This window comes from Micromonospora sp. NPDC049139 (genome assembly GCF_055586845.1).
Genome location: NZ_JBVJHK010000001.1, coordinates 207,107 through 222,582, shown reverse-complemented (window position 1 = coordinate 222,582; position 15,476 = coordinate 207,107). Strand labels below are relative to the sequence as shown.

The following is a 15,476-nucleotide window of genomic DNA, read 5'->3' as shown; positions in this document are numbered from 1 at the left end:
CCATCGGCAACGACCGGGTGAGGGGCCGCGCGAGCGGCCCCTCACCGCTGCCCGAGGCGGCCGGCCGGGCCTGGCGCACCCTCGGCGCGGCGTTCGTCCTGCTCGTCTTCGTCCCGCCGCTGCTGCTGCTGCTCTCCGGCTCGCTCACCGAGCCCGGCCTGCCCCCGCCGCCCACGCCGCGGCTGGTGCCGGAGCCGGTCTCCACCGCCGGCTACCAGCAGGCCGTCGAGCTGGGCGGGTTGCTGCGTGCCTCGCTCAACTCGGTCCTGGTCGCGGTCGTCGCGGTGCCGCTGAGCGTGCTCGTCGCCGCCCTGGCCGGCTTCGCGCTGGCCCGGCTCGCCCCGCGCACCACCGGCGTCGTCGTGGCGGCCTCCCTGGTCGCGCTGATGGTGCCGGCCACGGCCCTGCTGGTGCCCCGATTCGCGATCTTCCGGCTGCTCGGCCTGACCGACACCCTGGTGCCGTTGGTCGCCCCGGCGTTGCTGGGCACCTCGCCGCTCTACGTCCTGGTCTACTACCTGGCCTTCCGGGCGCTGCCGGCGGACCTCTACGACGCCTGCCTGGTGGAGGACCTCTCGCCGATGCGCACCTGGTGGCGGGTCGCCCTCCCGCTGGTCCGCCCCGTCACCGCCGGCCTCACCGCGCTCACCTTCGTGCTCACCTGGTCGAACTTCCTCGACCCGCTGGTCTACGTCTACGACCGCGACCTGTTCACCCTGCCGCTGGCACTGCGCTCCCTGTCGGTGCTGGACCCGACGAACTTCCCGGTGTTCCTGGCCGGCGCGGTGCTGGCCACGGTGCCGGCGCTGGCCGTCTTCGTGCTCGCCCAGCGGCGCTTCCTCCACCACGACGACCCGACGGGACGAGACTGACGATGCGACCGGAGAGAGAACCGACGATGCGACCGAAGGCGCTGCTCGCCCTGCTGCTCGCCGCCGTGCTGGCCGCCACCGGCTGCGGTTCCGGCTCCGGGTCGTCCGACGACGGCCCGGTGCGGCTGCTGGTCTTCGGCGCGCCGGAGGAACTCGCCGCCTACCGCACCCTCGTCGAGGCGTACGAGAAGGCGCGTCCCGGCGCCGACGTGCAGCTCGTCGAGGCCAGCGACCGCAAGGACCTGCTGGCCCGGCTGGCCACGTCGGTGGCCGGCGGCGCCCCGCCGGACCTGTTCCTGATGAACTACCGCTTCTACGGCCAGTTCGCGGCGAAGGACGTCATCGAGCCGCTGGACGACCGGCTCGCCGCCTCCGACGCCGTCGACCCGGCCGACTACTACCCGGTGGCGTGGAACGCGTTCCGGTGGAAGGACCGGCAGCTCTGCCTGCCGCAGAACGTCTCCAGCCTCGCCGTCTACTACAACCGCACCCTCTTCGCGAAGTACGGCGTGCCCGAGCCGAAGGCCGGCTGGACCTGGAACGACCTGCTCACCACCGCGTCCGCGATGACCCGCGACTCCCGTGGCGTGGTCGTCAAGGCCACCGAGAGCGAGGGCGCGGCGCTGCGCCCCGCCGTGCACGGCCTCGGCGTCGAGCCGTCCATCATCCGGCTCGCCCCGTTCGTCTGGTCCAACGGCGGCCAGCTCGTCGACGACCCGACGAGGCCGACCCGCCTGACCCTGGACACCCCGCCCGCCCGGGAGGCGCTGAAGAACCTGGTCGACCTGCGGCTGGCGTACGGGGTGGTGCCCACCGACGAGGAGGTCGAGGCCGAGGACGACGAGTCGCGGTTCGCCAACGGCCGGCTCGCCATGCTGATGAGCTCCCGCCGCTCCACCACCACGTTCCGCTCCATAACCGGCTTCGAATGGGACGTCGCCCCGCTGCCCGTATACAAGGAGCAGGTCGGGGTGCTGCACTCGGACGCGTACTGCATGACCCGGGGCGCGAAGCGCAAGGACGCCGCGTGGCGGTTCCTGGAGTTCGCCATCGCCGAGGAGGGCCAACGCATCGTCGCCGCCACCGGCCGCACCGTCCCGTCCCACATCGGGGTGTCGCGGTCGCCGGCGTTCCTCGGCCCGGCCCAGCCGCCGCGCAGCGCGAAGGTCTTCCTCGACGCCATCCCCACCGTCCGGGCGCTGCCCACCGTCTCCACCTGGCCCGAGATCGAGGACGCGACGTACGGCATCCTGGAGAACGCCATGCACCGGGGTGACCGGCTCGACGACGTGATCCGCGACCTCGACCAGCAGACCCGCCCCCTGTTCGCCCGCGGCGAGCACGGGTGAGCGACCCCGGCCTCGCCCTGGCGGGCGTCTCCGCCGCCTACCGTGGGTCGACGGTGCTGCACGAGGTGGACCTGACCGTCGCCCGGGGGGAACTGCTGGTGGTGCTCGGCCCGTCGGGGGCCGGCAAGTCGACGGTGCTGCGGGTGGTGGCCGGCCTGGAACCGGTCACCGCCGGCCGGGTCCGCATCGCCGGCCGGGACGTCACCGCCGACCGTCCCGGCCGGCGCAACGTGTCGATGGTGTTCCAGTCGTACGCGCTCTTCCCGCACCTGACCGTCGCCGAGAACATCGCCTTCGGCCTCGAGGTGCGCGACACCCCCCGCGCGGTCGCCCGGGATCGGGCCCGCGCGGCCGCCGAGGCCGTCGGCTGCGCCGCCCTGCTGCACCGGCGGCCCGGGCAGCTCTCCGGCGGGGAGCGGCAGCGGGTGGCGCTGGCCCGCGCCCTGGTGCGGGAGCCCGACGTGTTCCTGCTCGACGAGCCACTGTCCAACCTCGACCTGGCGCTGCGGGTGGAGCTGCGCGCCGAGCTGCGCGCCCTGCACGACCGGCTGGGCGCCACGATGGTCCACGTCACCCACGACCAGACCGAGGCCCTGGTGCTCGCCGACCGCATCGCCGTGCTGCGCGCCGGGCGGATCGAGCAGGTCGGCACGCCTGACGAGATCTGGCGCACCCCGGCCAGCACCTTCGTCGCCCGCTTCGTCGGCTCCCCGGCGATGAACCTGCTCCCGGCCGCGGGGGTGCTCGTGCCGTCGGGCACCGCGCCCGTCGGGGCCGCCGAGGAGCTGGAGATCGGCTTCCGGCCCGAGGCGGTCACCCTCGACGCCGCCGACGGCACGGACGCCACCGTCGACCGGGTCGACGTCGTCGGCGAGGACGCGTACGCGTACCTGACCCTCGCCGGCGGGCACCCGGTCGTCGCCCGGGTGCCCGCGGCCCGCCGGCCCGAGCGCGGTGCGGCGGTACGCGTCGGCGTGCGCTGGGCCGACGTGCACGTCTTCCACGCCGACTCCGGCCGCCGGTACGCCCCGTGACGACCACGGACCGCCGCTCCCGCCGGCAGTTGGCGCTGATGCTGGCGCCGTACCTGGTGGGCCTGGTCGGGCTGGTGCTGCTGCCCGCCGCGGTCACCCTGGCGCTGGCCTTCACCGAGTACGACCTGCTGCGCCCGCCACGCTGGGTGGGGCTGGACAACCTCACGGCGCTGGTCGACGACCCGGTGTTCCGGGTGGCGCTGACCAACTCGCTGGTCTTCGCGCTGGTGGCCGTACCGCTGCGGGTGCTCTTCGCGCTCGGCCTGGCGCTGCTGCTGCACCGTCGGGCGCTCGGGGTCGGTTCCGCCCGCACGGCGGCGGTGCTGCCCACGGCGGTGCCGGAGATCGCCTACGGGCTGCTCTGGCTGTGGCTGCTCAATCCGCTCTACGGCCCGATCAACCAGCTGCTGCGCACCGGCGGGGAGAACGGCCTGACCGCGCTGGGCCGCACCCCGCCGCAGTGGCTCACCGACCCGACCGACGCCCGGGCCGCGATCATCCTGATGAGCCTGTTCACCATGGGGGAGACGTTCGTGGTGCTGCTGGCGGCCCGCCGCGCGCTGCCCCGCGACGTCTACGAGATGGCCGCGATCGAGGACGCCACCGGCTGGGACGTGTTCCGTCGGATCACGCTGCCGCTGATGGCGCCGGTGCTCGGGCTGCTGGCGGTGCGCGACGCCATCCAGAGTCTGCACTTCACGTTCGTGCCGGCGTTCGTGGTCACCGACGGCGGCCCGCCCCCGTACGCCACCACCTACCTGTCGCTGTTCGTCTACCGCACCGGCTTCGAGTACCTGCGCTACGGCTACGCGGCCGCCGCGACCCTGGTGATGATCCTGCTGACCGTGGCGGCGGTGCTGGTGCAGTGGCGGCTCATCCGCCGCTACCGCGCGTTCTACCGCCTGTGAGGAGCCCGGCGCGAGCCCGAAATCCCCGGGCGCCGGCCCCGGACGCCGTGACATGATCGCGCACTGCGCCGACCGGGTGGCGGCGCGCGAGGAGGACGGCATGGAGTTCGAGGTACGCCGGATCGGGCCGGAGTCGACCGCCGGGGCGGCTGCCGTGCTCGCCGACGCCTTCGACGGGTATCCCTGGATGGCCTGGACGGTGGCGGCCGACCGGCACCGGGAGCGGCTGGAGGCGATGTTCGCCGGCACCGTGGACGCGGTCGGGCTGCCCTACGGCGACGCCTGGGCGGCGGTGGATCCCGCCGGCCGGCCCGCGGCGGTGGCGGTCTGGCTGCGCCCGGACCGGCCGGTCCCCGACGACGTCTGGGCCGGCGTCGCGGCGCGCAACGCCGAGTTGGCCGGCGACCGGCACGCGGCGCTGCTCGCCGCCGACGCGGCCTGCGCCTCGCTGCGGTCGGCCGAGCCGGCGTTCCTGCTCGCCACCGTCGGCGTGCGCCGGGTCGACCAGGGCCGGGGGCTGGGCGCCCGGGTGCTGCGGCCCGGCCTGGCCGAGGCCGACCGTGCCGGCCTGCCGGCGGTGCTGGAGACCTCGTCGGAGCCGAACGTGCGGTTCTACCAGCGGCTCGGTTTCGCCGTGACCGGGCAGGTCCAGGTGCCCGACGGCGGTCCCCGCGTCTGGGCGATGCGCCGGCCGGCCGGGCGGGCCGACACCGGGACGCGGGTGTAAGGGGCGCTCGCCCGGGTAGCCGCCGGGAATGGAGCTGGTCGAGGAGTCGCCGTACCGCTTCCGGATCGACCGGCACGACCCGATGCGGGTGCCGGGTGTGGTCTTCGCGTCCCGGTCGTTGCTGCCCGACGCCGGGGCGGACAAGTCGCTGGAGCAGGTCGCGAACGTCGCCACGCTGCCCGGCATCGTCGACGCCTCGTACGCCATGCCCGACGTGCACTGGGGCTACGGGTTCCCGATCGGCGGGGTGGCCGCCACCGACGTCGCGCACGGCGGCGTGGTCTCGCCCGGCGGGGTGGGCTTCGACATCTCCTGCGGGGTCCGGCTGCTTGCCGCCGACCTGGACCGCGACGGGCTGCGGCCCCGGCTCGACGCGCTGATGGACGGGCTGGGCGAGGCCACCCCGCGCGGGATGGGCAAGGGCGCGGTGTGGCACCTGTCCTCGCGCTCGGAACTCGACGCGGTGCTGCGCGGCGGCTCCCGGTACGCGGTCGAGCGCGGCTTCGGCGTCGAGCGGGACCTGCACCGCTGCGAGGACTACGGCGCCGTCGGCGACGCCAACCCGGCCGAGGTCAGCGAGCGGGCGATCGAGCGCGGGGCGCGCCAGGTCGGCAGCCTCGGCTCCGGCAACCACTTCCTCGAGGTGCAGGCCGTCGAGGAGGTGTACGACGACACCGTTGCCACCGCCTTCGGGCTGCGCCCCGGCCAGGTCTGCGTGATGATCCACTGCGGGTCGCGGGGGCTGGGCCACCAGATCTGCACCGACTACGTCCGCGCGATGGAGAAGGTGATGGCCCGGCACAACATCCACGTGCCGGACCGGCAGCTCGCCTGCGCCCCGGTCTCCTCCCACGAGGGCCGCGCTTACCTGGGCGCGATGGCCGCCGCCGCCAACTACGCCCGCGCGAACCGGCAACTGCTGGCCGACGCCGCCCGGAAGGTCTTCGCCCGGGTGACCGGCAGCCGGCTGGACCTGGTCTACGACATCTCGCACAACCTCGCCAAGATCGAGGACCACGACGTCGACGGCGAGCGGCGCGCGCTCTGCGTGCACCGCAAGGGCGCCACCCGCGCGCTGCCCCCGGGCCACGCCGACCTGCCCGACGACCTGCGCGACGTCGGCCAGCCGGTGCTGATCCCCGGTTCGATGGGCACCGGCTCGTACGTGCTCACCGGCGTGCCGGGGGCGCCCGCGTTCGCCTCCACCTGCCACGGGGCCGGGCGGGTGCAGAGCCGCAAGCAGGCCGTGAAGGCCGAGCGCGGTCAGGACCCGCGCGGCCAGTTGGAGGCGCAGGACATCGCGGTGCGCGGCGCGTCCCGGCGCGGCCTGGCCGAGGAGATGCCGTCGGCGTACAAGGACATCTCGGCGGTGGTGGCGGCGGCCGAGGGTGCCGGGCTGTGCCGGAAGGTGGCCCGGCTGGTGCCGCTCGGCGTGGTGAAGGGCTGAGCCGGCGGCTCATACGTCGAGGGTCACCGCGCAGGACCAGCCCTCGCCGTCGCGGCCGAAGCGCAGCTCGTGCAGGGAGACGGCCTTCGGCACCGCGCCGACCAGCTCGACGGCGTCGGTGCCCGCCGTGCGCCAGCGCACCGTCAGGCCGCCGGCGCCGTCGTCGGCCACCTCGGTGTCCAGCGGCAGCTCATCCTCCGTCTCCATCCGGAAGATCACCTCGTCGAGTACGGCCACCAGCAGGTCCTCGTCGTCGCCGGCCGGCACGCGGAACTCCCGCTCGCGGTCCGGTGCCGCCCCGGCGGGGTCGACGAACGTCCCGACCTGCGCGGCGACCGCCTCGGCCACGCACTCCTCCCGGGTCGGCGCCCACGCCTCGATGCGGACGTCGGCGGTGTGCGGCACGCAGCGGTGCCCGCGCTCGGGTCGTCGCTCCACGCTTCGATCATCCGTCACCGGGCCGCCGCGCGCGGGCCGGTCGACGCAGGCCGGGCCGGGCTGAGCGCAGGCCGAGGCGGGCTCAGCGCAGGCCGAGGCGGGCGATGGGCTCGACGAGTTCGCGCTCCTCGTAGGCGAGGTGGGACAGCAGCGTGTCGCTGAGCAGGTCGACGGCCGCGCGGAGTTCGGCCATCCCGTCGGAGACGGAGACGAACGCGACGAGGGCGCGGTCGACCCGCTCCAGGACGTCGTGGATGGCGTGGTGCTCCTGCTCCAGCCGGTCGATGACCGGTGCGAGGCGGGGGTCGCCGGCGCGCAGGTGTGGGAAGATCCCCCGGTCCTCGAGGGTGTGGTGGGTGGTGACCACCCGGCAGTACGACTCGCAGTAGGTGCCCAGCGTCCACTTGTTCTGCCGGATCGTCATCGTGTTGATGTGCGAGCGGGCCGTGCCCGCGTCGAGCAGCCCGGCGCCCACCTGCTCGACGAGGTCGTGGAGGCGGGCGAGTTCGGCCCGCAGCCCGTCGTGCACGTCGACGAGGTGCTGGGCGCCGGCCTGGTCGTGCGGGGTGTAGGTGCGGGCGGGGTCCGGTGCGGGGCCGGTCGGCCGGGTGGTCTCGTCCCAGACCCGGATCGCGCTGCGGCGGACGCCGTCGTCGGGCGTCGGCACGACCGCGAAGGCTCCCGCCCCGGCGGGCGGGTGTTCGACCGGCGGCTCCGCCGGGGCGGTCACCGGCACCGGTCCCGGCGCGGCGGGCGCGGTGGCGGCGGTGCGCTCGGCGGCCACGAGGTCGCGTACGGCGGGGGCGACCTCGGCGGCGAAGCGCCGCAGGTCCTCGGGGTCGTCGCTGCCCAGGATGAAGGTGCTGATCCCGTCGCCGAGCGCGAGGTCGGCGAGTTCCTCCGCCCACTGCTCGGGCGGGCCCTGCAACAGGCCGCGGCCGACCGGGGTGAAGCGGCCGGTCACGTTGAGCAGCCGGCGGACGTCGCCGGGGGACCGGCCCGCCTCCCGGGCCGCCTCGTCGATGGCGGCGTTGCCCCGGGCGAGGTCGCCGGGCTGGAGGTAGCCCAGCGACGGCAGCCACCCGTCGGCCCGGCGCCCGGTCAGGGCCAGCATGCGCGGCTTGTACGCGCCGAGCCAGATGCCCACGTCGTGGGCGGGCGCGGGGCCCCGCTTCGCGCCGACCACCCGGTGGAACTCGCCGTCGACCCGGACGCCGCCGCGCGCGTCGGCGTCCCAGACCTGGCGGATGACCTCGATCGCCTCCGCCAGGGCCCGCACGCCCTGCCCCGGGGAGAGCCGACGCCCACCCATGGCCTCGATGGCCTCCCAGAACGCGCCGGCGCCCAGGCCCAGCTCGACCCGGCCGCCGGAGAGCAGGTCGAGGCTCGCCACGCTGCGGGCCAGGACGGCCGGCGGGCGCAGCGGCAGGTTCGTCACGTTCGCGGCCAGTCGGACGGTGCGGGTCCGGGCCGCCACGAAGCTCATCAGCGTCCAGGTGTCCAGGAACGCCGGCTGGTACGGGTGGTCCTGGAAGGTGACCAGGTCGAACCCGACCTGCTCGGCCAGCACGGCGAGCCCCACCACCCGGCTCGGGTCGGCGTTTCCGGGCGTCAGGAACGACCCGAAGGTCAACGGGTGCCCGTAGTCGCCCATGTCGGCCTCTCTCCCTGTCCCGCGGCTGCGCCCGAGCCGCACGGCAGATGGTATGCCGGGCGCGGACGTCGGCCGCCCCCGACCGACGATCCCGAGGGGCGGGGCGGCGGTCGGGCAGGGGCCCCGGTGACCCGGCGGAGGGCCGCCCCGCGGCGGGGGCGTTGACGTCGGTAGATAGGCCCCCTAGGGTCCTTACGGACCGGACCGTTATGTGCCCCTCCCCGAGCCGGGTGCTCGTCGCGCGACGGGTCGGTCCCGGCGTCCGGGGGAGGAAGTCAATCGCCCGGGTGCTCCCGCTGCAATTCCGGATCCGACCGTTACGGCTCGACCGCCGGCGCCTCCGGCGGTCGCGGGAAGAGGAGCAGGCGCTCATGACGAACCGCCGCACGTTGATCCGCTACGCCGCCGCCCTCGCGGTGGCACCGGCCGTCCCCGCCGCCTGGCCCGCGTCGCCCGCGTCGGCCGAGCCGGCCGCCGGGGTGACCGTCGACCCCTTCGGCATCCCGCTGCGCGACGTCCTGCTCATCGGCGGGACCGTCGCACCCGGCCCGGACGGCAGGCCGGTGCTCTGGTCCGCCGTCTCCGGCGAGCCGGCCCGGCTCGCCGCCATCGACCCGGCGACCGGCCGGACGGTCTCCGACCAGGAGCTCACCGGCGCACCCGGCTCGTACGCGGTGGCCGCCGCGCCCGACGGCACCGTCTACGTCGGCGCGTACAGCACCGGCGACCTGTACCGCCGCCGGCCCGGCCCGGACAGTCCCGTCGAGAACCTCGGCCGGCCGCTGCCCTCCGAGACGTACATCTGGCGGATCGCCGTGGACGACGCGGGCGTCGTGCACGGCGGCACCTTCCCCGGCGCCCGGGTCTTCGCCCACGACCCCGCCACCGGAACGACCCGGGACTACGGCCAGGTCCTTCCCGGCGCGCAGTACGTCCGCAGCCTCGCCGTCACCGCCGACAAGGTCTACGCCGGCACCCAGCCGGACGCCCACCTCTTCGAGATCGACAAGGTCAGCGGCGAGATCCGGGAGCTGCCCCTGCCCGACGGGCTCGGCGCGGGCACGGGCCAGACGGTGTACGACCTGAACGCCCACGACGGGCGGGTGTACGCGCGGTTCGGCTCCGCCATCAACGGCCGGCTCGGCGTGTACGACACCGTGGGGCGGCGGTGGACCGACCTGATCGACGACGTCGCCGGGCTGGACGTCTCCGCGCCCGGCCCCGGCGGCCTGGTCTACCTCACCCGCGCCGGCCGGCTCACCGGCTACCACGCGGGCACCGGAAGCTTCAGCGACACGCCGCTGGCCTTCCCGGGGCGGGTGGTCAACAACCGGGGCATCGGCTGGGTCACCCTCGCCGACCCGGACTGGCCGGGCCGCACGCTGGTCGGGCTGCTCTGGCGGGGCGACATGTTCCGCTGGAACCCGGTCACCGGCCGCGCCGACGTGGTGCGGACGGACGTGCCCGGCGCGCCCATCCCGATCGCCGCGCTGCACGTCGGCGCCTCCGGCGCGGTCTGGGTCGGCGGATACCTCAACGGCGGCCTCGCCCGCGTCGACCCCGACACCGGGGTGTCGACGTTCCAGCGCTTCGCCCAGGTGGAGAGCGTGCTGGAGACCGGCGGCCAGGTCTGGCTGGGGGCGTACCCGGACTCGCGGCTCTACCGGTACGACCCGGCGAAGCCGTGGAGCAGCCCCGAGTACTCGCCGGGCCTGCCGGGCAGCGCGGACAACCCGGTGAAGCTGCTCGACCTGAAGGCCGCCGACCAGGTGCGGGCGCGGGCGCTGACCGACGCCGGGGACAGCGTCGCCTACGGCACGATGCCCAACACCACCCTCGGCGGGGCGCTGGCCGTCGTCGACAAGGCCACCGGCGCGGCGCGCGTGCACCGGCCGGTGGTGACCGACCAGTCGATCGTCAGCCTCACCCACGTCAACGGCCTGATCGTCGGCGGCACCTCGATCTCCGGCGGGTACAGCGTGCCCCGGCCCACCCAGACCGAGGCGCGGCTCTTCGGCTGGGACGTCGCCACCGACAGCGAGGCGTTCCAGTTCGTCCCGGTGCCGGGCGCGACGGCGATCCCGGCCCTGGCGGTGGACCGCTCCGGCCTGCTCTGGGGGCTGGCCGGCGGTCAGCTCTTCGCCGTCGACCTGGCCACCCGCTCGGTCACCCAGCGCGTCCAGCTCGCCCCGGGGGTCGCCGACAGCCGCGCCAAGCTCGGCTACGACGCATCCCGCCACCTGCTGTACGCGCTGGTCCGCGGGCGGCTGCTGGTCCAGGTGGACCTCGGCACCGGCGCGACGCGGCAACTGCTGGACCAGCCGGCGGAGTTCCTCGCCGTGCACCCCGACGGGCGGCTCTTCGTCGGGGCCGGCGAGCACCTGCACCGGGTCACCGTGACGGGCTGACCCCCGACGCGGACGGCGGGCCGGCGATCTCCTCCGAGCGCCGGCCCGCCGTCGGTCGTGCCGGGGCCTAGAGCTGGATGCGGACCAGGTTGCGGCCGCGCAGCGCGTAGAGCGCCGAGCCGTCCGGGGCGGCGGTGAGCAGCGCCCCGCCGCCGTACCACTGCGCGTTCAGGCCGGTGACGAACGGGGTGACCGTCATCGTCGCCGGGTCGAGCCGCCACACGTCCCTGCCGTTGGTGCCGTAGATCGTCGCGCCGACCTGCACCAGGGTGCTCTGACCCGGGGCGACGGCGGCGGTCGACACGACCTGGCGGGTGCGCCGGTCGACGGCGAAGAGCACGCCGGTCTCGGTGAGGCCGATGACGCGGTCGCCGGTGGCCACGAGGTCGACGATCTGCTTCGCGCCGGGGACCGGGGTGATCTCCCAGGTTTTCGTCCGGCTGGCGAGGTCGAAGCCGGCGAGCCGGGCCTCGGTGGCGCGCGGGGTGGTGCCGAAGCCGCCGTTGACGCTGCTGCCGAGGAAGGCGGTGCCGTGCTTCACCGCCACCGACCGGATCGACTGGTCGGCGATGACGTCACGGTGCACGTGCAGGGCCCCGGTGCGGGGATCGTAGAGGCTGACCGCGCCGCCGTACCGGCCGTAGTCCGGTTCGGTGCCGACGACCAGCAGTCCGTCGGCGGGGGACCAGGTCGCGTCGAGCGGCCGGGTCTGCTCCGCGCCGATCGCGGCGACCCGGCGCGGGTCGCCGTCGGACGCCATCCGGAACAGGTACGCCAGCGTGTAGACCGACATCCAGATCTCGCCGGCGACCGGGGTCATGGCCTTGGCCTCGCCGGGCAGGAACCGCCGGGTGGAGGTGCCCGCCGCCAGGTCGTGCACCTGCACGCCGGCCTTGCCGGAGACGTACACCCGGGGGCCGTCGGTGGCGATCGCCATGGCCAGTTCAGGCGCCGGCGGCATTCCGGCCTGGGTGAGGTCGACGCCGGTCAGCTCGCCGGTGTTCAGGTCGTAGGTGACCACCGTGTTGGTGACGACGCCGCGCAACTGGTCGCCGGTGACGAAGATCCGGCCGAAGGAGGCGCCGTCGTAGGGCACGGCGAGGGTGCTGAGCTGCCCGGTGTCCCGGTCGTACCTGCGCAGGGTGCCGGAGGGGCGGGTGCCGAGGTAGACGTCGTTGCGCGCCGGGTCGACGGCGATGGCGGTGATGAAGCTGTCCGGCGTCTGCACCACCTCGTACCTCGACGGGTTCGCGGTGTCGATCAGCAGCATGGTGCCGGTGGGGGAGAGGGCCGCGGCGAGGAGGCCGTTCTCCAGGGCGAGGGTGCCGACGAAGGTGCGGTCGGCGAACTCGGGCGGCAGGATCTCCCGCTTCGCGCCGGTGGCCCGGTCGATCGCGATCAGGTGGGCGTGCGCCCCGACGCCGGCGTAGATGGTGGTCGCGTCGACGGCGATGCTGCGCACGTACTGCTCGCCGGGCACCGCAACGCCGTAGTCACGGGTGGCGCCGGTGGCGGGGTCGTAGGAGAAGACCCGCCCGCCGGGGTAGGTGCCGCCGTAGACGACGCCATCGGGCGCGGTGTCCAGGGCCCAGATGTACCGGTCGGGGGAGACGTCGGCGACCTTGGTGACCCCGGTGCCGGTGGTGTCCACCCGGTACAGGTCGCCCGGCTCGTAGGTGCCGACGTACAGGTCGGTGCCGACCGAGGTGGTGGCCCAGGCGCCGCCGCCGGTCGGCAGCTCGTAGCGCTGGTCGACCGTCTGCGCGGCCAGGTCGTAGCCGCCCACCACGACCGGGTTCACGCCGCCGGTCGCGGTGTAGATCGTCCCGTCGATCAGCTCGGAGCCGTTGACCGAGGTGACCTCGGAGGCGGGCCCGAGGTCGGTGACGGCGCCGGGCGGGGGCGCCTCGGCGTGGGCGGGCCCCGCCGGGACCGCCAGGGTGGCGGCGGCCAGCAGCAGGGCCGCGGTGAGCGCGGTACGTCGCAACACGACCTCCAGAGTCTCAGGTTTCGGTCCGGGCTCTAACCGTCACAGCCCACCACGCTGATCGCGCCGTGTCGAGCCCTCGGCGCGGAATCCGCACCGGTTGGGCGCAGGCATTCATCGGTACCTCTGGAGTTCCGGACGCCACCGTAATAGGGTGCCGGCATCGTCGAACGTGGAGGTCGCGCCGTGTCGCCGTTACGTCGTCCCCTTGTGCCCGCCGTCGCCCTGGCGCTCGCCGCCGCCCTGCTGCCCGCCGCCCCCGCCACGGCCGTGCCGGCCGCCCCCACGCCCGGCGCGGTCACCGACTTCGGGGTCCAGCAGACCGCCCTCACCGTCTTCGAGGGCCACTACGGCACCGGCGCTGCCGGCCGGCCCGTCGTCTACGGGGTCCAGATGGGCTCGCCCGGGGTGCTCAGCGTGGCCGACCCGGTGACCCGGGAACTGCTCGACACCGCCTACCTGCCCGACTCCTCCGGCGCCTGGGGCATCACCCAGGCCGGCGACGGCACCGTCTACGCGGGCAGCTACCCCAACGCCCACCTCTACTCGTACGACCCGGACACCCGGGCCACCGTCGACCTCGGCGCACCCGTGCCGGGGCAGACCGTCCTCTACGGCCTGCGCCCCGGCGCCGACGGCCGGGTCTACGGCGGCACCTACCCCGGGGCGCACGTCTTCTCCTACGCTCCGGGCGAGGGGTTCCGCGACCACGGCCGGATGCACCCCGGCGAGCAGTACGTGATCGACGTCGCGGTCGACGCCGCGCGGAACGTGCTGTGGGCGGCGGTCGGCACGGGTGGGCACCTGATCCGCCTCGACCTGACCACGGGGGAGAAGCGGGACATCTGGCCGGAGGCGCTGCGCGGCGACCCGAACCACCCGTACGACATCAACCTGGTCGGCGGGAAGCTCTTCGTCAAGCGCAGCAAGCTCCAGGCGCTCGTCCTCGACCCGGACACCGGCGCCGTCCTGGCCGACGGCTTCACCATGGGCTCCCGGGGCACCTCGCCGCTCGCCCCCGACGGCCGGTCGGTCTACTTCACCTCCGGCACCGACCTGTGGCGCTACGACCTGCCGACCGACACCGCCGGGCCGGTGCGCGACGCCGCGGGCGCGCCGGTGCGCAGCGACGGGGCGGGCATCGGCTTCGGCTTCCTCGACGGCCAGCTCTACGCCGTCGTCGGCAACTACGCCGGGCAGGCGCTGCGGTACGACCCGGCGACCGGCGCCAGCGAGCGCTACCGGCTGCCGTTCCCGCCGCAGGCGCTGGACATCAACAACATCACCGCCGGCCCGGACGGCCGGATCTGGACGAACCTCTACATCAACGGCAACCTCGCCGTGCTCGACCCGGCCGCCGGCACCGCGACGAACGTGGGCCGGCTCGGGCAGGCCGACGGCTTCGGCTGGCACGACGGGAAGATGTACCAGGGCGTCTACCCGTACGGCGGGGTGCTCGTCTACGACCCGACCCAGCCGTACCGCCTCGGCACCAATCCGCGCGAGCTGTTCCGGCTGCAACCCGAGGGCCAGAACCGCCCGATCGCCTTCGCCTCGGCCGGCAGCCGGGTCTACGTCGGCAGCACGCCCGACTACGGCCTCTGGGGCGGCGCGCTGACCGTGTACGACACCGCGACCGGCGCCCGCACCACCCGCCGGGACATCGTCGCCGAGCAGGGCGTGATCAGCCTGGCCGTGGTGGGCGACCGGCTCTGGGCCGGCACGACGGTCAGCGGCGGCGGGGGCACCGTGCCGCGCGCCACCGAGGCGAAGCTGTTCACCGCCGACCTGGTGACCGGCGAGAAGACGGCCGAGTACACCCCGGTGCCGGGCGCCGACGCGATCACCTCGGTCGTCGCCGGGCCGGACGGCATGATCTGGGGCCTCGCCGACGGCGAGGTGTTCGTGCTCGACCCGGCGACCGGCGCGGTGACGCACCGCGTCGACGTGCCCGGCGACTACTCCGGGGTGGCCGACGAACTGGTCGTCAGCGCTGCCGACGAGCACGTCTACGCCTCGCTCGACGGCTACCTGCTGAAGATCGACCCGCTGTCGAAGGCGGTGCGGGTGATCCGGGACGCGGAGACCTACCGGCTGACCCAGGACGGCCAGGGCAACCTGTGGTTCCGCAACGGGGTCAAGGCGCCCAACCGGGCGGTCCAGTACGGCTCGCACCTGCTGCGGTACGTGCCCGAGGCGGACCCCTGCCCGCGCTCCGACCTGCGCCGTCAGGTGTACGCGGGCGACGCCACCGCCGTGTCGAACCGGTACGCCGACGGCGGGTGCACGGTCAACGACCTGATCCGCGACGAGGCCGACTGGGGCAACCACGGCGCGTTCGTCGCGCACGTCGCCTCGGTCACCGACGGGCTCGTGGGGTCCGGCGTGCTGGACGACGCCGAACAGGACGCCATCGTGGCCGCCGCCGCCGCCTCCCCCGTCGGCCGCTAGGCGGTCGGCGCGGCTCGCCGTGGGCGAGGGCCCGGGCGGTGTACGCCGTCCGGGCCCCGCCGTGCTCGACCCCGACGCGCCGCCGCGCGCCCCGCCGTGGCGGTCGGGGAAGTCCCGGAGCCGCCCCGGAGATCCGCCGTAGCCGCTGGCCGGCACCCCGATAGGAAGGCACGCTACAGGTACCCAACCTACTGGAGGTGC

General features: G+C 74.9%; 11 protein-coding genes. 8 read left to right on the top strand and 3 right to left on the bottom strand.

Annotation, left to right across the window (positions count from 1 at the left end; genetic code table 11):
• The first annotated feature begins 17 nt into the window (after positions 1–17).
• The 6 genes from ACZ6Q9_RS01075 (at position 18) to ACZ6Q9_RS01050 (ending at position 6,337) form a co-directional block, all read left to right on the top strand.
• The gene (locus tag ACZ6Q9_RS01075) at positions 18–872 is read left to right on the top strand and encodes a carbohydrate ABC transporter permease (protein ID WP_393263960.1); all 855 of its coding nucleotides are present in this window, start codon (positions 18–20) and stop codon (positions 870–872) included.
• A gap of 26 nt (positions 873–898) precedes the next feature.
• Complete coding sequence (locus ACZ6Q9_RS01070) at positions 899–2,221, top strand: ABC transporter substrate-binding protein (RefSeq protein ID WP_396826928.1); 1,323 nt, start codon at positions 899–901, stop codon at positions 2,219–2,221.
• Positions 2,218–3,255, top strand: coding sequence for an ABC transporter ATP-binding protein (locus ACZ6Q9_RS01065; protein WP_396826930.1), 1,038 nt, complete (start codon positions 2,218–2,220; stop codon positions 3,253–3,255). Before ACZ6Q9_RS01070 ends, ACZ6Q9_RS01065 begins: the two co-directional genes overlap by 4 nt.
• Positions 3,256–3,293: 38 nt before the next feature.
• Complete coding sequence (locus tag ACZ6Q9_RS01060) at positions 3,294–4,163, top strand: carbohydrate ABC transporter permease (protein ID WP_396827119.1); 870 nt, start codon at positions 3,294–3,296, stop codon at positions 4,161–4,163.
• A 100-nt stretch (positions 4,164–4,263) separates the two neighbouring features.
• On the top strand, positions 4,264–4,890 hold the full coding sequence (locus ACZ6Q9_RS01055) for a GNAT family N-acetyltransferase (protein WP_396827121.1): 627 nt from the start codon (positions 4,264–4,266) through the stop codon (positions 4,888–4,890).
• 28 nt (positions 4,891–4,918) lie between these two features.
• The gene (locus tag ACZ6Q9_RS01050) at positions 4,919–6,337 is read left to right on the top strand and encodes an RtcB family protein (protein ID WP_396826932.1); all 1,419 of its coding nucleotides are present in this window, start codon (positions 4,919–4,921) and stop codon (positions 6,335–6,337) included.
• Between the two features lie 9 nt (positions 6,338–6,346).
• On the opposite strand, the gene ACZ6Q9_RS01045 is transcribed toward ACZ6Q9_RS01050, so the two are convergent.
• Both ACZ6Q9_RS01045 and ACZ6Q9_RS01040 read right to left on the bottom strand, forming a co-directional pair.
• Positions 6,347–6,775: an archease gene (locus tag ACZ6Q9_RS01045; RefSeq protein WP_396826934.1), complete on the bottom strand. Its 429-nt coding sequence runs from the start codon at positions 6,773–6,775 to the stop codon at positions 6,347–6,349.
• Positions 6,776–6,857: 82 nt separating this feature from the next.
• A complete protein-coding gene (locus ACZ6Q9_RS01040) occupies positions 6,858–8,429 on the bottom strand; it encodes an LLM class flavin-dependent oxidoreductase (protein WP_396826936.1) in 1,572 nt (523 codons plus the stop codon).
• Between the two features lie 371 nt (positions 8,430–8,800).
• On the opposite strand from ACZ6Q9_RS01040, the gene ACZ6Q9_RS01035 reads away from it, so the two are divergent.
• Complete coding sequence (locus ACZ6Q9_RS01035; protein WP_396826938.1) at positions 8,801–10,837, top strand: hypothetical protein; 2,037 nt, start codon at positions 8,801–8,803, stop codon at positions 10,835–10,837.
• A 67-nt stretch (positions 10,838–10,904) separates the two neighbouring features.
• Here the strand turns inward: ACZ6Q9_RS01035 and ACZ6Q9_RS01030 are convergent, their stop codons facing one another.
• A complete protein-coding gene (locus tag ACZ6Q9_RS01030) occupies positions 10,905–12,827 on the bottom strand; it encodes an NHL repeat-containing protein (RefSeq protein ID WP_393263944.1) in 1,923 nt (640 codons plus the stop codon).
• A 207-nt stretch (positions 12,828–13,034) separates the two neighbouring features.
• On the opposite strand from ACZ6Q9_RS01030, the gene ACZ6Q9_RS01025 reads away from it, so the two are divergent.
• On the top strand, positions 13,035–15,275 hold the full coding sequence (locus ACZ6Q9_RS01025; RefSeq protein WP_393454312.1) for a hypothetical protein: 2,241 nt from the start codon (positions 13,035–13,037) through the stop codon (positions 15,273–15,275).
• The last annotated feature ends 201 nt before the right edge of the window (positions 15,276–15,476 follow it).